This is a genomic window from Streptococcus mobilis, assembly GCF_059727625.1.
In genome coordinates this window covers 1,541,409-1,559,851 of the sequence record NZ_AP041823.1, presented here as the reverse complement: position 1 = coordinate 1,559,851, position 18,443 = coordinate 1,541,409, and the positions used below count along the sequence as shown (strand labels likewise).

15 protein-coding genes are annotated in these 18,443 nt (G+C 40.8%); 12 read left to right on the top strand and 3 right to left on the bottom strand.

What is annotated here, in order from left to right:
- The first annotated feature begins 180 nt into the window (after positions 1-180).
- The 11 genes from AC6IZR_RS07410 (at position 181) to AC6IZR_RS07360 (ending at position 14,001) form a co-directional block, all read left to right on the top strand.
- Positions 181-888, top strand: a complete 708-nt coding sequence (locus AC6IZR_RS07410) for a glucosamine-6-phosphate deaminase (protein ID WP_497848373.1) — start codon at positions 181-183, stop codon at positions 886-888.
- A 188-nt stretch (positions 889-1,076) separates the two neighbouring features.
- Positions 1,077-2,423, top strand: coding sequence for a DUF1958 domain-containing protein (locus tag AC6IZR_RS07405; protein ID WP_497848372.1), 1,347 nt, complete (start codon positions 1,077-1,079; stop codon positions 2,421-2,423).
- Between the two features lie 70 nt (positions 2,424-2,493).
- Entirely contained in the window at positions 2,494-3,666 is a 1,173-nt protein-coding gene (locus AC6IZR_RS07400) for an MFS transporter (RefSeq protein WP_497848371.1), read from the top strand.
- 167 nt (positions 3,667-3,833) lie between these two features.
- Positions 3,834-4,409: a hypothetical protein gene (locus tag AC6IZR_RS07395; RefSeq protein ID WP_371494661.1), complete on the top strand. Its 576-nt coding sequence runs from the start codon at positions 3,834-3,836 to the stop codon at positions 4,407-4,409.
- 73 nt (positions 4,410-4,482) lie between these two features.
- On the top strand, positions 4,483-5,433 hold the full coding sequence (locus AC6IZR_RS07390; protein WP_371494659.1) for a competence protein CoiA family protein: 951 nt from the start codon (positions 4,483-4,485) through the stop codon (positions 5,431-5,433).
- Positions 5,434-5,505: 72 nt separating this feature from the next.
- Positions 5,506-7,308 (top strand): oligoendopeptidase F, encoded by a 1,803-nt coding sequence (gene pepF, locus AC6IZR_RS07385; RefSeq protein WP_497848370.1) that lies wholly within the window; start codon positions 5,506-5,508, stop codon positions 7,306-7,308.
- 1 nt (position 7,309) lies between these two features.
- Positions 7,310-8,029, top strand: coding sequence for an O-methyltransferase (locus AC6IZR_RS07380; protein WP_497848369.1), 720 nt, complete (start codon positions 7,310-7,312; stop codon positions 8,027-8,029).
- Between the two features lie 72 nt (positions 8,030-8,101).
- Entirely contained in the window at positions 8,102-9,046 is a 945-nt protein-coding gene (gene prsA / locus AC6IZR_RS07375; protein WP_485787440.1) for a peptidylprolyl isomerase PrsA, read from the top strand.
- A gap of 253 nt (positions 9,047-9,299) precedes the next feature.
- Positions 9,300-9,785, top strand: coding sequence for an LURP-one-related/scramblase family protein (locus AC6IZR_RS07370; RefSeq protein WP_497848368.1), 486 nt, complete (start codon positions 9,300-9,302; stop codon positions 9,783-9,785).
- A gap of 24 nt (positions 9,786-9,809) precedes the next feature.
- Positions 9,810-12,428 carry an alanine--tRNA ligase gene (gene alaS, locus AC6IZR_RS07365; protein ID WP_371494651.1) on the top strand — a complete coding sequence of 873 codons (2,619 nt, stop codon included), beginning with the start codon at positions 9,810-9,812 and terminating at the stop codon, positions 12,426-12,428.
- Between the two features lie 224 nt (positions 12,429-12,652).
- A protein-coding gene (locus tag AC6IZR_RS07360; RefSeq protein ID WP_497848367.1) for an IS3 family transposase occupies positions 12,653-14,001 on the top strand; the annotation gives its coding sequence in 2 pieces (ribosomal slippage) (positions 12,653-13,085 and positions 13,085-14,001; 1,350 coding nt in all).
- Positions 14,002-14,123: 122 nt separating this feature from the next.
- Here AC6IZR_RS07360 and nrdF read toward each other — a convergent pair.
- The 3 genes from nrdF to nrdH form a co-directional block, all read right to left on the bottom strand.
- Positions 14,124-15,083: a class 1b ribonucleoside-diphosphate reductase subunit beta gene (gene nrdF / locus AC6IZR_RS07355; RefSeq protein ID WP_037608336.1), complete on the bottom strand. Its 960-nt coding sequence runs from the start codon at positions 15,081-15,083 to the stop codon at positions 14,124-14,126.
- A 123-nt stretch (positions 15,084-15,206) separates the two neighbouring features.
- Positions 15,207-17,366 (bottom strand): class 1b ribonucleoside-diphosphate reductase subunit alpha, encoded by a 2,160-nt coding sequence (nrdE, locus tag AC6IZR_RS07350; protein ID WP_371494649.1) that lies wholly within the window; start codon positions 17,364-17,366, stop codon positions 15,207-15,209.
- Between the two features lie 114 nt (positions 17,367-17,480).
- On the bottom strand, positions 17,481-17,699 hold the full coding sequence (nrdH, locus tag AC6IZR_RS07345) for a glutaredoxin-like protein NrdH (RefSeq protein WP_368403703.1): 219 nt from the start codon (positions 17,697-17,699) through the stop codon (positions 17,481-17,483).
- Positions 17,700-18,175: 476 nt separating this feature from the next.
- Here nrdH and AC6IZR_RS07340 point away from each other — a divergent pair, with 476 nt between their 5' ends.
- Positions 18,176-18,439: a phosphocarrier protein HPr gene (locus AC6IZR_RS07340; protein ID WP_003006411.1), complete on the top strand. Its 264-nt coding sequence runs from the start codon at positions 18,176-18,178 to the stop codon at positions 18,437-18,439.
- The last annotated feature ends 4 nt before the right edge of the window (positions 18,440-18,443 follow it).

The window sequence follows — 18,443 nt, the reverse complement described above, 5'->3', positions numbered from 1 at the left end:
AGAGAAAGACAAGGAGTCCGATCAAAAAAATGATGAATAATAGTGATACAATCATACCTTTCATTATATCACGAATCGACTTGAAAATGAAAAAAATGCCAGAAAAAGATAGCGGTTTCACTTGACAAAAATTGGTCTATACCATATAATAAAAGCATAGAGAAATAGGAGGTCTATCCAATGAACATTATTGAAGTAAAGGACCAAATTGAGGGTGGAAAAGTTGCCTTTGATATATTGAAAGAAACCTTAAAGGAAGGTGCTCAAACCTTAGGTCTTGCGACTGGAAGCAGTCCCCTTGAGTTTTATAAACAAATTCGTGAAAGTGATTTGGATCTGTCTACTCTAATCAGTGTGAACTTAGATGAATACGTAGGGTTGACGGGAGATGATCCTCAATCTTATCGGTATTTCATGGAGAAAAATCTCTTTGATGCCAAACCGTTCAAAGAAAGCTATCTCCCATCAGGTGTAGAAGAATCTGCCGATCAAGAAGTGATCCGTTATAACAAAATACTCGAAGACCATCCAGTGGATCTTCAAATCTTGGGAATCGGACGCAATGGGCATATCGGTTTTAATGAGCCAGGGACATCCTTTGATAGTCAGACCCACTTAGTTCAGTTGGATGACTCTACCATTGAGGCCAATTCTCGTTTCTTTGATAAGATCGAAGATGTACCAACCCAAGCCATTTCGATGGGGATTGCCAATATCTTAGCTGCGAAATCAATTGTCTTGTTTGCTTATGGGGAATCAAAAGCCCAAGCAATCAAAGGTACAGTAGAGGGTGAAAGGACAGAAAAAGTGCCAGCTAGTGCCCTTCAAGGACATCCAAATGTGACCATTATTGCGGATAAGGAAGCCTTGAGCTTGTTAAGTCGATAAAAAACAGGACCTATCGCCGATTTATTCGGGCCAGATAGGTTTTTTTCTGCTTCAAAATATGGTACAATACAAGTAATTATCTGCTGGGATTAGCTCTTTTCATCTACTGGGAGACAAGAGGAAAGGGCATGAGGGCTAGAAGCTTATTTTAGCCTCCAGCTGATTAGTCTGTTATAAAGGAAAAGTTTATGATAAAAAAATATTTGATCCATATTTGCCTCCTTCTGAGTCTCTTATGCCAGCCAATTCTAGCGAGTGCGGATGAATTGGTGGATATGGCGCAAAAGATGTATCCAAATGACAATGTCCAAGCCATTAACCGTCCGCATTCTTCGCTCATTATTGATGGAAATACAGGAAATGTTCTTTGGAAAGACAATATCGATGAAGTCAGAGATCCTGCCAGTATGAGTAAGCTCATGACGCTCTATCTCTTGTTTGAAGATATGGCAAATGGCAAGATCAGTAAGGATACAGTGATCAAGGCGACCGCTTCAGACCAAGCGATCGGAAAGATCTATGAGATCTCCAACAATAATATTGTTGCTGGAGTAGACTATACCATTCCTGAGTTGATTACCATGACAGTGGTTCCATCCTCAAATGTATCGACCCTCATGTTGGCCAATCTCATGTCCAACAATGATCCAGATGCCTTTATCGAGCGCATGAATGCCAAGGCTAAGGAATTGGGGATGACTAATACAGTCTGGAATAACCCGAGCGGGGCGGCTATCTCCACCTTGCAAGGCTACTATCAGGTCAACAATTATCCAAATGATGCGGCCAACCAGACAACTGCGCGTGATTTAGGGATTCTGGTCTATCATTTTATTAATCAATACCCAGATATTTTAAACTATACCAATCAAGCACAAGTCACGGTCAAAAAAGGAACTCCGTATGAGGAAACCTTTGATACCTACAATTATTCATTGCCAGGAGCCAAGTATGCTTTGAAAGGTGTGGATGGTTTAAAAACTGGATCAAGCCCTCGTGGAGCTTTCAACTATATCGCGACCATCAAACGGGGCAATCAGCGCTTAATTGCTGTCATTATGGGCGTAGGAGATTGGGCAGACCAAGATGGGGAATATTACCGTCACCCGTTTGGCAATGCCTTGATCGAAAAAGCCTATAAAGATTTTGGCTATAAAAAATTGCTAGATGCAGGTGTCCAGAAGATTGACGGCAAGACCTATACACTTGAAAAACCCTTCTATGCAACGGTCAAAAAAGGTGCTAAAGAACCGACCCTTGCGGTAAAAGATGGCTATCTGACAGTAGATAATGATCTCTACACCTTGTCTGAAGGTATCCGAGATGATATGAAGGTGGAAGAAGGAGCCAAGCCAGAGCTTGTCAAAGAAGCAGCAAGTGGGAAAAAGACAACGGCTAAGCCCATCAAATGGCTTTCGTTGGATCATTTCCTGATTTTGATTCCAATTCTCATTCTGGTCATTATTCTATCGATTGAAAAACAAAGTCGCGATCGACGCAAAAAAGATGCCCAAAGGCGCTATAATAAAGAATAAAATAAAACCTAACTGATTGTCAGTTGGGTTTTGTCATTGTTCTATTCAGATACTTTTAGAAAGGACTTATATGAAAAGATTCCGAAATTCTTATGCAGCTTATATGCTTCTCTATACTTTCTATTTTATGTCCACCTCTCTCTTTACGACACTGATTTCCGTCTATTTGATGGGAAAACATTATAATGCCAGTCAAGTGTCTACTGTAGTTTCTGTAGCCTTTTTCTTATCCATGCTCGCCCAACCCTTCTTCGGTTATATCAATGAGCGATTTGGGATCATTAAAATGACGTCCCTCAGTCTGAGCTTGATCATTGGAGGAGTCTTAGGTTTTCTTTGGGCTCCCAATCTCTTTTGGTTAACATTCTTTTACGGATTCGTACTAGTCTGTCTGAATGGGACAGCCCCTATGATGGAAGTTTTTGCAACGCAAAGCCCATACGCTTTTGGGAAGATTCGGGTATGGGGTACTATTGGTTATTCGGTGGGTGTCCAGATAGCTGGCTGGGTATACCATCAATTTACCCCCCAAGCAGTTTATTATACCGTTTTGATCACCATTGTATTGAGTCTCTTCTGCCTAAGTGCGGTTCGAATGAAGAAAAAAGAGACAGTCGTGGAAAAGGAAAAACACCCTGTTTCTATTCGTCCTCTTCTTCACAATGGACCTTATCTCTTCTTTATTGTGTTGATTGGGTTGGCTTCAGGGGTTGGTAATATTGGTCATACCTATATCCCTGAACTGCTCATGGCTAGTGGACTTCCTGTTCATATAGCCTCAACAGTTGTGGCTATCTCGGTTGTAGTAGAAGCCCCCTTGATCTTTTTCTCTGACCGGTTTATGGATCGTTGGCCACTACGAGTATTAATCGCTCTTCCGATTGTCCTTTTGTGTACCCAGTATGTCATCTATGCCCTTCCGAGCCCAGTCTTCTTAAAAGTCTTAGTGACACTATTGTCCAAACATACGACAGGGATGGTGTTGATTATGGTCTCCTTACGGTTTATCGCCCAACAGGTAGAGAAAAAAGATTTGGTTCTCGCTATGGCCATTGTACAAGGAGCACGCTACCTAGGGACAATTCTTTTACAACCAGTGGCTGGCTACTTTATTGAACACGGTGGCTACTCACTCATGAGTCTATTCTTAGCTGGAGTAGTAGGAATCGTTTTTGTGATGAGCTTTGTCTTAAAAATGCCCCAAGGGAAGGCTCACGGCCTTTTTGGTGGCAATGTGGAATAAATAATTTGTTACGATTTTATGACTAACTATCCAAAAGTTGGACAGAATCACTGATTTCAAAGGATTCAGTCCAATTTTTTTGCTATTATCAAGAACTAGTGATTAATTTGACAATCAAAGTATTCGATGATAGAATGAGGTAAAATAAATATAAAGGAGACCATTTTATGAAAAAAATGATCTTATCGACAGCTGCTCTTTTGACGATTGTTTCACTTGCTGCTTGTTCAAACAAACAAGACACAAAGAAGGAAACTTCAAACAGTCAATCAACGACTAAAGTGACGAGCAAATCTGCCAACACTTCAAAAAGTAAGGATACTTCAACAGATTCAGAAGATACTTCATCTTCTACACTCTTAACAGATGCAGAAATCAGTAAAGCAAAAACAGTTGGAGACTTCAAAAAGTTGTTTGCAAAATTAATGGATCAATCTGTTTCACTTACCGAAGAAGCAGGTAAGTCTGTGACAGGTCCTGCAAAAGAGCAATACGATGCAACTGTTAGCGCTTTGAAGCAAGGATTAGAAAACCAAAAAGATATCTTTAATGAAAGCTTGGAAAGCATCGGTTCAGATAGCACAGTCGTTCCTAAAGAAGACCGTGAAGCTTTGATCGAAAGCTTGAAAGATGCTCGAGACGAGTTGGAAAGTACTCGTAAAGAAATGAAAGATATGCAGAAAGAATTGAGTAAATCACCTGTTGCAGATGACGACAGTGATGATTCAGATTCTGAAGAATAAAAGGAAGAAAAGGTTGGAATTTCCAGCCTTTTTCTTATTTTTTTTCGAATGATATAGATGAGGAGGTGGGGATATGTTTATTGCCATGGATAAAAATCAAAAGCGGTGGAACTGTATGGAAGAGATCCCAGCTGTGACCGAAGGACCATTCTATTGCTTAGTCTGTCACAGTCCTGTGCGTCTTAAAAATGGTACGGTCCTACGGGCTCATTTTGCCCATGTGGAATTACAGCATTGTCCTTATCATCAAGAAGCTGAGAGTTTTGAACATCTGGAATTGAAAGCCAGTCTTTATGACTGGGCCTCTAAGGAGTCTCATACAGAAGTAGAAAGTTATTTAGCAGATTTTCAACAAATTGCCGATCTTTTGGTAGTAGATAAGAATTTAGCTTTGGAAGTGCAATGTAGCTCCTTATCTTTAGAGCGCTTGAAGGAGAGAAGCGATGCTTATCGATCCCACGGTTATCAGGTCTATTGGTTACTTGGTAAAAAGTTATGGCTTAAGGAAAGACTGACAAAGCTGCAGGCTGGTTTTCTATATTTTAGTCAGAATCGAGGGTTTCATCTTTGGGAATTGGATCTGACAAAAAAAGAGCTACGTCTGCAATACCTCATCCATGAGGATTTACGAGGGCGATTGCATTATCAAACAGAAATTTTCCCTTTTGGTCAAAGGTCCTTACTGGAAGTCTTGCGTACCCCTTATCTTTCGCAACCCATGCAGCAAATGGCAGTCGAGCTCGATCGGACATTTTTAACGTATATACAGCAGCAACTCTTTTATCGTCACCCAAAGTGGCTGAAACTTCAGGAAGAACTCTATTTGCAGGGACACCATCTGATGGAACTGGGGCTGGATTTCTTTTATCCTCTTTGTCGTCCGATCCTTTCACAGAATTTGCTTCAAATTGAAGAGGATATAGAAGATTACTACCAGCAATTTATGAGCTATTATCAGTCGCAAGGGATCCAACCTGTTCAGATCCTCTATCCCCCACGTTTTTATACTCAGCAGAAAAGCTAACTTTATAAGATAGAAATCCTCCCGAAATGTTCATTTTTGTGCTAAAATAGAACCATTGGAGGATTAATCGAAATGGTAAAACAACGTAATGAAATTGATGAAAAATACCAATGGGATTTGTCGACTATTTTTGCGACAGATCAAGCTTGGGAAGAAGAAGCAGCCAGCTTAGCTGCAGATATTAAAGCAGCAAGCCACTATGCTGGCCATTTGTTGGATTCAGCGCAAACGCTTTTGGAGACAACCAATGCTTATTTGGAATTGAGCCGTCGCTTAGAAAAGGTCTATGTCTATGCTCATATGAAAAATGACCAAGATACACGAGTGGCTAAATACCAAGAATACCAATCAAAAGGGATGTCTCTTTATAGCTTGTTAGGCGAAACTTTTGCCTTCTATGAGCCTGAGTTCATGGCCATTACGGATGAGCAGTACAAAGCTTTTGTGAGTGAGGTTCCAGACTTGGAACAATATGGTCATTATTTTGATCGTTTGCTAGAGAAAAAAGAACATGTCTTGTCCCAAAAAGAGGAAGAATTACTTGCAGGAGCTGGTGAGATCTTTGCTGCTGGTGGGGAAACATTTGAAATTTTGGACAATGCAGATATTGTTTTTCCAACTGTGCATGATGACAAGGGTGAAGAAGTTCAATTAACCCATGGAAACTATATTTCTTTGGTAGAGTCAAAAGATCGTGCCGTTCGTAAAGAAGCTTATGAAGGTCTCTACAAGGTCTATGAACAGTACCAACATACCTATGCAAAAACCTTGCAAACCAATGTAAAAGTTCACAACTTCAATGCCAAAGTTCGCAAATTCTCATCTGCCCGTGAAGCAGCCCTTTCTGATAACTTTGTACCAGAAAGTGTTTATGATAGCTTGGTAGCAGCTGTGAACAAACACTTGCCACTTTTGCAACGTTATGTGCAATTGCGCTCAAAAATTCTAGGAATCTCAGACTTGAAGATGTACGATATGTATACGCCATTATCCGATACAGACTACAAGTTTACTTATGAAGAATCATTGGCCAAAGCAGAAGAAGTCTTGGCTGTTTTGGGTGAGGATTATCTTTCTCGTGTGAAACGTGCCTTCAGCGAACGGTGGATCGATGTGAATGTCAACCAAGGAAAACGCTCAGGTGCCTATTCAGGTGGTTCTTATGATACCAATGCCTTCATGTTGTTGAACTGGCAAGATACATTGGATAACCTCTTCACCTTGGTGCATGAGACAGGTCACAGTATGCATTCTAGCTATACCCGTGAAACTCAGCCGTATGTTTATGGAGACTACTCTATTTTCCTTGCTGAAATTGCCTCTACAACCAATGAAAATATCTTGACAGAACGTCTCCTAGAAGAAGTAGAAGACGATGCAACTCGTTTTGCTATTTTGAATCACTTCTTGGATGGCTTCCGTGGAACCGTCTTCCGTCAAACTCAGTTTGCCGAATTTGAGCATGCTATCCATAAAGCAGACCAAGAAGGTACCGTTTTGACTAGTGAATTCTTGAACAACCTCTATGCAGAACTCAATGAGAAATACTACGGTCTTTCAAAAGAAGACAACCCTGAAATCCAATATGAATGGGCTCGTATTCCTCACTTCTACTATAACTACTACGTTTTCCAATATTCAACAGGTTTTGCAGCAGCTTCAGCTCTAGCTGAAAAAATCGTTCATGGAACCCAAGAAGATCGTGACAAATATATCGACTACTTGAAGGCTGGAAACTCTGATTATCCACTAAATGTCATCCGCAAAGCAGGTGTGGATATGGAAAAAGAAGACTATTTGGACGCAGCCTTTGCAGTCTTTGAACGTCGTTTGAATGAATTTGAAGCCCTAGTAGAAAAATTAGGACTCGCATAAAATGGTAGAGTCTTATAGTAAAAATGCCAACCACAATATGCGTCGGCCAGTCGTTAAAGACGAGATCGTTGACTTTATGCGGACCCGTCAAAAGCCGGTAGCTGGTGCCCTGAAGGAATTAGAAGCATTCGCCCGCAAGGAAAATATTCCCATCATCCCGCATGAAACGGTAGCATACTTTAGACTACTCTTGCAAGCTTTACAACCAAAGAAAATCCTTGAAATTGGGACAGCAATTGGTTTTTCAGCTCTCTTAATGGCTGAACATGCTCCCAATGCACAAATTACCACTATTGATCGGAATGAAGAAATGATTGGTTTTGCTAAGGAAAATCTGGCTAAATACGATCAGAGAAAGCAAATCACCTTGCTTGAAGGAGATGCTGTAGATGTCTTACAGGATTTAACAGAGACCTATGACTTTGTCTTTATGGACTCAGCCAAGTCTAAATACATTGTCTTTTTGCCACGGATCCTCGAACTCTTAGAAGTTGGAGGAATTGTGGTACTGGATGATATTTTCCAAGGGGGAGATGTTGCCAAAGACATCATGGAAGTGCGTCGTGGGCAACGAACCATTTACCGGGGGCTTCAAAATCTCTTTAATGCAACTCTCAGTCATCCAGATTTGACCGCTAGTTTGGTGCCACTTGGAGATGGTATTTTGATGATTCGTAAGAATGCAGAGACGGTAACCTTGCCAGATCCTAGCTCTTTTTAGGTAAATTTAAGGTATTCTCTCTAATTTGTGGTAAAATAGAAGAAGTTTAAAAAGGAACGGAGAATAATTTTCATGAAGAAAAAACTTGTAGCAGGTGCTGTGACCTTGCTATCAGTCGTAACGCTAGCAGCATGTGCCAATGGCACAAACAAAGACGTCGTGACCATGAAAGGGGACACGATTACAGTTTCTGATTTCTATGATGAAATCAAAACAAACCAAGGTGCTCAACAAGTTCTTTTCCAAATGACCATCAATAAAGTCTTTGAAAAAGAATATGGATCAAAAGTTTCTGATAAAGAAGTCGATAAAGAATTGGCTAAACAAAAGAAACAATTGGGGAACCAATTCGATGCTTACTTGGCGCAACAAGGCTTGACGGAAGAAACAGCGAAGAAACAAATCCGTAGCAATATGTTGTTGGAATATGCAGTTAATCAAGCTGCTAAGAAAGATATCAAAGAGTCAGACTACAAGGCGGCTTTTGAATCTTACACACCAGAAGTAACAGCACAAATTATTAAGTTGGATTCTGAAGATAAAGCAAAAGAAGTGTTGGAAGCTGCTAAAGCTGAAGGTGCAGACTTTGCCCAAATCGCCAAAGACAATTCGACAGATACTGCTACAAAAGACAAAGGTGGCGAAGTTAAGTTCGATTCAGGAACAGCGGATATTCCATCTCAAGTCAAAGAAGCTGCCTTTAAGTTGGATGAAAATGGAATTTCAGATGTCATCACAGTTTCAGCAGGTCAAAACTATTCTGCTAGCTACTATATTGTCAAATTGAACAAGAAGACAGAAAAAGGTTCTGACTGGAAGAAATACGAAAAACGTCTGAAAGAGATCATTGTTGACGGTCGTAAGCAAGATACTAACTACATCCGTAGCATTATTGCAAAAGCGATGACCAATGCCAATATCAAGGTCAAAGATGACGCCTTCAAATCAACATTCAACCAATATTTGCAAAATATCGGTGTTGAAACAAGCGGTAGCAGCTCATCATCTAAAAAATAGTTGACGGTTCCTTTTGGAACTTGTATAATGAAATAGTTGAGAATAAATCATTGTTACTCGGAATCAGAGAAGTGGCGGGGGTGCGAGCCATGGAAGAGAAATGATTTTGCTACTCGGCTGAGACAATTGCATACAAAATGAAGAATGACAAGTTCATTGAATGAAGGTGGTACCGCGGTTTTTCGCCCTTCGTTTAGTGGCTTGTCTTTTGTTTGTGAATCGTTCTCTGAAGCTTTTCAAAGGAGATCAAAAGATGAGAACCTATCAAGTGAAACAAAAATTTCGATTGGGTGGCGAACGCTTCGATATCAAAGATGAGTTAGGAAATGTCGAATACCAGGTTGAGGGATCCTTTCTTAAGATTCCCAAGACTTTTACCATTTATGATAAGAATGGAGAAAAAGTTAGCCATATCACCAAAAAAACAATCAGCCTTCTTCCAAAATTTGAGGTTGAGTTGGTGAATGGGGACCGCTTTTATATCCATAAAAAGCTGACGCTCTTCAGAGACAAATACGAAATCGAAGATTTGGGGCTTCGGGTGCAGGGAAATATCTGGGACCTGGAATTCAAATTGTTCGATGATCGGGATCAAATCGTCGCTGAGATTAGCAAAGAACTCTTTCATCTCACCTCGACCTATCAAGTATCGGTCTATGAGGACGAGTACGCGGATTTAGTCATCTCGCTTTGTGTCGCCATCGATTACGTCGAAATGTTGGAAACTGGCGCCAATTAGTTAAATAAGAATTAGGAGAAAAACATGAAACAATTATCTAGTGCACAAGTCCGCCAAATGTGGCTTGATTTCTGGGCAAGCAAAGGCCACTCAGTAGAACCATCTGTTAGCTTGGTTCCTGTAAACGACCCAACCCTTTTGTGGATTAACTCAGGGGTTGCCACTCTTAAGAAATACTTTGATGGGACCATCAAACCTGAAAACCCACGGATTACCAATGCTCAAAAGGCTATTCGTACCAATGATATTGAAAACGTAGGGAAGACAGCGCGTCACCATACTATGTTTGAAATGTTGGGGAACTTCTCCATCGGGGATTACTTCCGTGATGAAGCCATTACTTGGGCTTATGAGCTTTTGACAAGTCCTGAATGGTTCGACTTCCCCAAAGACAAACTTTACATGACCTATTATCCAGATGATAAGGATTCATACAACCGTTGGATCGCTGTTGGTGTGGATCCAAGTCACTTGATTCCAATCGAAGACAACTTCTGGGAAATTGGTGCGGGACCTTCTGGACCAGATACTGAAATCTTCTTTGACCGTGGTGAAGCTTTTGACCCTGAAAATATTGGCCTTCGCTTGCTTGCAGAAGATATCGAAAACGACCGTTACATCGAAATCTGGAACATTGTCTTGTCACAATTTAACGCAGACCCTGCTGTTCCTCGTAGCGAATATAAGGAATTGCCTCACAAGAACATTGATACGGGCGCTGGTTTAGAGCGTTTGGTAGCCGTTATCCAAGGAGCGAAGACCAACTTTGAAACAGACCTCTTCATGCCGATTATCCGTGAAGTTGAAAAGATGTCTGGTAAAACCTATGATCCAGATGGAGACAACATGAGCTTCAAGGTGATTGCAGACCACATCCGTTCGCTTTCATTTGCGATTGGGGATGGGGCTCTTCCTGGTAATGAAGGTCGTGGTTACGTTCTTCGTCGTCTCCTCCGTCGTGCTTCTATGCATGGTCAAAAATTGGGGATCGAAGGAACCTTCTTGTATAAATTGGTTCCAACCGTTGGGAAGATCATGGAAAGCTACTACCCAGAAGTACTTGAAAAACAAGAGTTCATTGAAAAAATCATCAAGAGTGAAGAAGAATCTTTTGCTCGTACCTTGAACTCTGGTCAACACTTTGCCCAAACCATCGTTGAAGACTTGAAAGAAAAAGGCCAAACGGTTATCGCTGGTCAAGATGTCTTCAAACTCTATGATACATACGGATTCCCAGTAGAATTGACAGAAGAAATTGCCGAAGAAGCTGGAATGACAGTCGACCGTGAAGGCTTTGAAGCAGCAATGAAGGAACAACAAGAACGTGCGCGTGCATCAGCTGTTAAAGGCGGATCTATGGGAATGCAAAATGAAACCCTTCAAAACATCACAGTTGAAAGTGTCTTTAACTATAATGCCAGTCAATTGCCTTCTAAGTTGGTAGCTATCGTAGCGGACAATGCTGAAGTAGAAGCTGTTTCAGAAGGAACTGCATCACTGATCTTTGCAGAAACACCTTTCTACGCTGAAATGGGTGGACAAGTAGCTGACCACGGTCAAATCTTGGATGCGGCAGGAAATGTCGTAGCGACTGTAACAGACGTTCAAAAAGCACCAAATGGACAAGCACTCCATACTGTTGAAGTCCTTGCTCCTCTTGCCTTGAACCAAGAATACACCTTGGCCATTGATACGAATCGTCGTCACCGTGTTATGAAGAACCACACAGCAACTCACTTGCTCCATGCGGCTCTTCACAATATTCTTGGTAACCACGCAACCCAAGCAGGATCTCTCAATGAAGTAGAATTCCTTCGCTTTGACTTTACTCACTTCCAAGCCGTAACTCCTGAAGAATTACGCGCTATTGAGCAACAAGTCAATGAGAAGATCTGGGAAGCAATCGCAGTAGAAACAATTGAAACAGATATCGATACTGCTAAAGAAATGGGAGCCATGGCCCTCTTTGGTGAGAAATACGGTAAAGAAGTCCGTGTTGTCACCATCGGTGACTACTCAGTGGAACTCTGTGGTGGTACCCATGTAGGCAATACTTCTGAAATCGGTCTCTTCAAGATTGTCAAAGAAGAAGGGATCGGATCAGGAACTCGTCGTATCTTGGCAGTGACTGGTAAGGAAGCCTTCGAAGCTTATCGTGATCAAGAAGATGCTCTGAAAGCAGTCGCAGCAACCTTAAAAGCCCCTCAACTCAAAGAAGTCCCTCACAAGGTGGAAGGCCTTCAAGAGCAACTCCGTCAATTGCAAAAAGAAAATGCAGAATTGAAGGAAAAAGCAGCGGCTGCAGCAGCAGGTGATGTCTTCAAGAATGTTCAAGAAGCAAATGGTCACAGCTTTATCGCAAGCCAAGTTTCTGTATCAGATGCAGGTGCCCTTCGTACCTTCGCGGATAACTGGAAACAAAAAGACTACTCTGATGTGCTTGTCCTTGTCGCAGCCATCGGTGACAAAGTGAATGTCCTTGTAGCCAGCAAGACAAAAGAGGTCCATGCAGGTAATGTCATTAAAGAATTGGCTCCAATCGTCGATGGACGTGGTGGTGGTAAACCAGACATGGCCATGGCAGGAGGAAGCAACCAAGCGAAAATCCAAGAATTGTTGGATGCAGTAGCAGGTAAATTGTAATAATAGGAGAGAGTGGGACAGAAATCGGACATTCGTTAGAATTCGATTTCGTCGTCCCACCTCCGCACAGTTGAGTAGGCTGTAAAAGCTGATGAAATCAGCGTAGTAGAGCCCACTCAACCACTGCGTCTTGCTCGACAATCCAACAACAAAAAGAGACTAGGACTTTTGAACTGCACCCCAAAAGTTAGACAGAAAAAATCTAACTTTTGGGGTGTTTTATAATGAAATTAACTTATGAAGATAAAGTTCAGGTCTATGAACTTAGAAAACAAGGGCGAAGCTTCAAAGAGCTTTCAAATATATTTGGGATAAAAATTCCCAATCTTCAGTACATGATTAAATTGATGGATCGTTACGGTATAGAGTTTGTTAAAAAGGGGAGGAATCGTTATTATTCTCCTAAATTAAAACGAGAAATCATTGATAAAGTTCTGATTGAAGGTCGTTCACAAATAAGGGTGTCTCTAGATTATGCTCTTCCAAGTGTTGGAATGTTGCCTAATTGGATAGCACAATATAAGAAAAACGGGTATACTATTGTTGAGAAAACAAGAGGGAGACCGCCTAAAATGGGACGTAAACCAAAGAAAAAACCTGAAGAGATGACAGAGTTAGAACGTCTTCAAGCAGAAAATGAGTACCTGAGAGCGGAGAATGCTATTCTAAAAAAGTTGAGAGAACTCCGATTGAGGGACGAAAAGAAGCAAGAAGAAAAACAGAAATTGTTCAAGGATTGGTAACAGAGTTTCCTTTAGATATTCTTCTAAACATTATCAAACTTGCTCGTTCAGCCTATTATTACCACTTAAAGCAACTGAATCAAGTAGATAAAGATCAAGCTATCAAAGTGGAAATACAAGCCATTTATGATGAACATAAGGGAAATTACGGCTATCGTAGAGTTACTCTTGAATTAAGGAATCGTGGTTTTGTAGTGAATCATAAGAAGGTTCAACGTCTGATGAAGGTCCTTGGTTTAAGTGCACGTATTCGTCGTAAACGGAAGTATTCTTCATACCAAGGAGAGATTGGAAAGAAAGCAGATAACCTTATTCAACGCCAATTTGAAGCATCCAAACCAATGGAAAAGTGCTACACAGATGTGACAGAGTTTGCCATTCCGGCGAGCAGTCAAAAACTCTACTTATCACCAGTTTTAGATGGCTTTAATAGCGAAATTATCGCCTATAATCTTTCTACTTCGCCCAACTTAGCACAAGTGAAATTAATGTTGGAACAAGCCTTCACAGAGGAGCATTATAAAAATACAATTCTCCATAGTGACCAGGGCTGGCAATACCAACACGATTCTTATCATCGATTCCTAGAGAGTAAGGGAATTCAAGCATCCATGTCACGTAAGGGTAATAGTCCAGACAATGGTATGATGGAGTCCTTCTTTGGCATTCTTAAGTCTGAGATGTTTTATGGTTATGAGAAGACGTTTCACTCACTTAAGCAATTGGAACAAGCTATTGTAGACTATATTGATTACTACAACAACAAACGCATTAAGGTAAAACTAAAAGGACTCAGTCCTGTGCAATACAGAACTAAATCCTTTGGATAAATTAATTGTCTAACTTTTTGGGGTCAGTACATTTTGTCCCAGCCTCTTTTTTCAAATAAGAAGGGGATCCAATCAGAAAAAATTGCAACAAAAAAACCTTTCCGTCTGGAAAGGTTTTTGTCTTATAGTCCGTAGTTGTAATCGTCATCCTGCATGGCTTCTACTTCACCGAGGAGGTATCCATTTCCGACTTGAGAGAAGAAGTCGTGGTTGGATGTTCCGGTTGAGATTCCGTTCATGACGATTGGGTTGACATCATCTGCTGAGTCAGGGAAGAGCGGATCTTGTCCCAGGTTCATGAGGGCTTTATTAGCGTTGTAACGAAGGAAAGTCTTGACTTCCTCTGTCCAGCCAACACCGTCATAGAGGCTCTCTGTATAGCCTTCTTCGTTTTCATAGAGGGTGTAGAGTAAGTCATACATCCATTCTTTGAGTTTTTCTTGTTCGTCTTCTGGTAATTCGTTAAATCCGAGTTGGAACTTGTAGCCGATATAGGTTCCGTGAACTGATTCGTCCCGAATGATCAACTTGATGATCTCAGCCACGTTGGCCAACTTGTTGTTTCCAAGATAGTAGAGCGGTGTGAAGAAACCAGAGTAGAAGAGGAAGGTTTCAAGGAAGACGCTGGCTACTTTCTTTTCAAGAGGAGTCCCATTGAGGTAGATTTCATTGATGATTTCTGCCTTCTTTTGAAGGAAAGGATTGGTATTGGTCCATTCGAAAATCTCTTCGATTTCTGACTTGGTATTCAAGGTCGAAAAGATAGAAGAGTAAGACTTAGCGTGGACAGATTCCATAAATTGGATGTTGTTAAAGACGGCTTCTTCATGAGGCGTACGAATATCTGCGCGAAGAGCTTGCACACCCGTTTCAGACTGCATGGTATCCAAGAGCGTCAATCCACCAAAGACTTTACCAACTAGGTCTTTTTCTTTATTAGACAACTTTCTCCAGTCATCCAAGTCGTTTGACAAAGGAATACGTGTATCCAACCAAAATTGTTCGGTTAGCTTTTCCCAAGTAGATTTATCGATGACATCCTCGATGGCATTCCAGTTAATGGCTTTGTAGTAAGTTTCCATTTGAAATCTCTTTCTTTTTCTAATTCATTCGATCATACAATCATTATTATTTTAACACAATTGTTAGAATACCGCACAAAAAGTCGGCGAACCGACTTTTTGGTAGCAATGGATCTGAGTGTCTTAGATGACACAGCTTTCACATTGGTTGGCACCAACTTCTCCACCATCATCTGTAAAGGTACGGACATAGTAGATAGACTTGATACCCTTGTTAAAGGCGTAGTTACGAAGGATAGATAAGTCACGAGTGGTTTGTTTGTTTTCAGTTTTCCATTCGTAAAGACCTTTTGGAATGTCACTGCGCATAAAGAGGGTCAGTGAAAGACCTTGGTCTACGTGCTCAGTTGCAGCCGCATAAACATCAATCACCTTACGCATATCCATGTCGTAGGCAGAAGTGTAGTATGGAATGGTATCTGTTGACAATCCAGCTGCAGGGTAGTAGATCTTCCCGATTTTCTTCTCTTGGCGTTCTTCAATCCGTTGTGTGATTGGGTGGATAGAAGCAGATACGTCATTGATGTAGCTGATAGAACCATTTGGTGCAACAGCCAAGCGATTTTGGTGGTAAAGACCATCTGCTTGAACCTTCGCACGCAATTCTGCCCAGTCTTCTGCACTAGGGATGAAGATATCTTTAAAGAGTTCTTTGACGCGATCAGATTTTGGTACAAATTCTCCAGTCGTGTACTTATCAAAGTAGCTACCGTTGGCATAGTCTGATTTTTCAAAGTTGTGGAAGGTAATGCCTCGTTCACGTGCGATATTGTTTGATTCTACGAGAGTCCAGTAGTTCATGAGCATGAAGTAGATACTCGTAAACTCAACAGATTCAGGTGATCCATATTCAATCAATTGTTGGGCAAGGTAGCTATGAAGTCCCATGGCTCCAAGACCAAAGGTATGCGCAAGGCTATTTCCGTGGTCGATAGTAGGAACAGCGACGATATGAGAACTATCAGTGACGAAGGTCAAGGCACGGACCATGGCACGAATAGAACGTCCAAAATCAGGTGAAGTCATCATGTTAACCACGTTGGTGGAACCAAGGTTACAGGAGACGTCTGTTCCCATTTGGACAAATTCTTGGGCATCGTTGATCAAGCTTGGTTCTTGAACCTGGAGGATCTCTGAACACAAGTTACTCATGATGATTTTCCCATCAACTGGGTTTGCCCGGTTAGCAGTATCGATGTTGACTACATAAGGGTAGCCAGATTCTTGTTGCAATTTAGAAATTTCAGTTTCCAAATCACGTGCCTTGATTTTTGTCTTACGGATATTTGGATTAGCGACTAACTCATCGTATTTTTCAGTGATGTCGATGTAGTTGAATGGTACTCCGTATTCACGCTCAACAGAGTATGGGCTGAAGAGGTACATTTCTTCATTTTTACGCGCTAACTCATAGAATTTGTCTGGTACGACGACTCCAAGTGAGAGGGTCTTAACCCGAACTTTTTCATCGGCGTTTTCTTTCTTAGTAGAAAGGAAGGCAATGATGTCTGGGTGGAAGACGTTCAAGTAAACCACACCAGCCCCTTGGCGTTGTCCCAATTGGTTCGAGTAAGAGAAGCTATCTTCGAAGAGTTTCATAACAGGAACGACCCCAGAAGCGGCTCCTTCGTAGCCCTTGATTGGTGCTCCAGCTTCACGAAGGTTGCTGAGGGAGATCCCAACCCCACCACCGATACGTGAAAGTTGAAGGGCAGAGTTGATAGAACGTCCAATCGCATTCATGTCATCGGTTACTTGGATCAAGAAACAAGAAACCAATTCGCCGCGACGGGCACGACCAGCGTTTAAGAAAGAAGGAGTAGCTGGTTGGTAACGTTGGTGGATAATTTCGTTTGCGATGTCTCGCGCGATAGCTTCATTTCCATCTGCAAAGTAGAGAGCATTGAAGAGGACACGGTCTTCCATGCTTTCAAGGTAGTATTCTCCATCATTTGTTTTCAAAGCGTATTGGTTATAGAATTTGTAGGCCGCCATGAAGGACTTGAATTGGAAGTTTTGGTCTTTGATAAATTGGGCCAATTCCTCTAAAAATTCAGGACGGTATTTCTCGATAAAAGCTCTCTCAATGTAATTGTGCTCGAGAAGGTACTGAATCTTGTCTGTAATCGAGTCAAAGGCTTTAGTATTTGGTACAACATTTTCTTTAAAGAACGCATCCAAAGCTTCTTTATCTTTATGAAGCATGATTTGGCCGTTTACTGGACGGTTGATTTCATTGTTAAGACGAAAATACGTCACATCTTCAAGAGATTTTAATCCCATAATAATCCTTTTCTAGTTCAAAAAAATGAAGAGGAGAAGTCCTCTCTTTCCAAGTAAAAAGTCTAGTGTTAGGTTGCTAACGCTAGACCCTATTTAAGCAAAATACTGTGTTTATTATGAAAGTTTCTTCAACTTAGCTGGTTGAAAACCAGAAAATACTTCATCCGGTGTTTGAATAACTGGAGCAGCATTGAAGCCAAGGTTTTTAACATGTTCTACAAATTCTGGCTGTTCATCTAAGTTAATTTCGCGATATTCTACTTGATTGCTATCAAGAAAGCGTTTGGTCATTTTGCACTGAACACAATTATTTTTTGAATAAATGGTTACCATTTCTTTTTCGTTCTCCTATCGAAATATAAATCTGTAAACAGTATAAACAAAATCCAGCAACTTGTCAACCAAATAAAACTAAATATTGTGCAAAGATATGAAATGGGGTTTTTAAAACACAATATATTGTGGTGGACGGAAATTGAGAAATTCCAAGAAATGGGATAGGAATAGGCTTTAAAGCATCTTTAATTAGTTATAATTTTTTGGTGAATCAATATCCTGTGGTTCAGTTGCTTCTTTTTATTTGAAAGCGGAGGAAAATGTTACTTATAATATAGTAGAAAATTGAAAAGATATTTTCTCCGTTCTTCAGTAGCTTCTTAGAATGTATCTAAATTGGGATTTTTCGCAGTCTTTTTCTGTAAGTCAGTGATAAAAATCTTGAAAAAAATTTCAAAAGATGATATAATACCAAATTGTAAGGGTTATCAAAAGGTAACTCAAAAACTATTTTTTAAAAGGAGAGTCCAATTATGGCTTCTAAAGATTTCCACATCGTGGCAGAAACAGGTATCCACGCACGTCCAGCAACTTTGTTGGTTCAAACTGCTAGCAAATTTGCATCAGACATCACTCTTGAATACAAAGGTAAATCAGTTAACTTGAAATCAATCATGGGTGTTATGAGCCTTGGTGTTGGTCAAGGTGCTGACGTTGTAATTTCTGCTGAAGGTGCTGATGCTGATGATGCGATCGCAGCTATCTCAGAAACAATGACTAAAGAAGGATTGGCTTAAAAAT

What these genes read in the sequence shown, in the direction of transcription:
- nrdE (WP_371494649.1), bottom strand. Translation starts at nt 17,366, where the DNA reads ATGGGATTAAAATCTCTTGAAGATGTGACGTATTTTCGTCTTAACAAT.
- AC6IZR_RS07410 (WP_497848373.1), top strand. Translation starts at nt 181, where the DNA reads ATGAACATTATTGAAGTAAAGGACCAAATTGAGGGTGGAAAAGTTGCC.
- AC6IZR_RS07395 (WP_371494661.1), top strand. Translation starts at nt 3,834, where the DNA reads ATGAAAAAAATGATCTTATCGACAGCTGCTCTTTTGACGATTGTTTCA.
- AC6IZR_RS07370 (WP_497848368.1), top strand. Translation starts at nt 9,300, where the DNA reads ATGAGAACCTATCAAGTGAAACAAAAATTTCGATTGGGTGGCGAACGC.
- AC6IZR_RS07340 (WP_003006411.1), top strand. Translation starts at nt 18,176, where the DNA reads ATGGCTTCTAAAGATTTCCACATCGTGGCAGAAACAGGTATCCACGCA.
- nrdH (WP_368403703.1), bottom strand. Translation starts at nt 17,699, where the DNA reads ATGGTAACCATTTATTCAAAAAATAATTGTGTTCAGTGCAAAATGACC.
- AC6IZR_RS07405 (WP_497848372.1), top strand. Translation starts at nt 1,077, where the DNA reads ATGATAAAAAAATATTTGATCCATATTTGCCTCCTTCTGAGTCTCTTA.
- nrdF (WP_037608336.1), bottom strand. Translation starts at nt 15,083, where the DNA reads ATGGAAACTTACTACAAAGCCATTAACTGGAATGCCATCGAGGATGTC.
- prsA (WP_485787440.1), top strand. Translation starts at nt 8,102, where the DNA reads ATGAAGAAAAAACTTGTAGCAGGTGCTGTGACCTTGCTATCAGTCGTA.
- alaS (WP_371494651.1), top strand. Translation starts at nt 9,810, where the DNA reads ATGAAACAATTATCTAGTGCACAAGTCCGCCAAATGTGGCTTGATTTC.
- AC6IZR_RS07390 (WP_371494659.1), top strand. Translation starts at nt 4,483, where the DNA reads ATGTTTATTGCCATGGATAAAAATCAAAAGCGGTGGAACTGTATGGAA.
- AC6IZR_RS07380 (WP_497848369.1), top strand. Translation starts at nt 7,310, where the DNA reads ATGGTAGAGTCTTATAGTAAAAATGCCAACCACAATATGCGTCGGCCA.
- pepF (WP_497848370.1), top strand. Translation starts at nt 5,506, where the DNA reads ATGGTAAAACAACGTAATGAAATTGATGAAAAATACCAATGGGATTTG.
- AC6IZR_RS07400 (WP_497848371.1), top strand. Translation starts at nt 2,494, where the DNA reads ATGAAAAGATTCCGAAATTCTTATGCAGCTTATATGCTTCTCTATACT.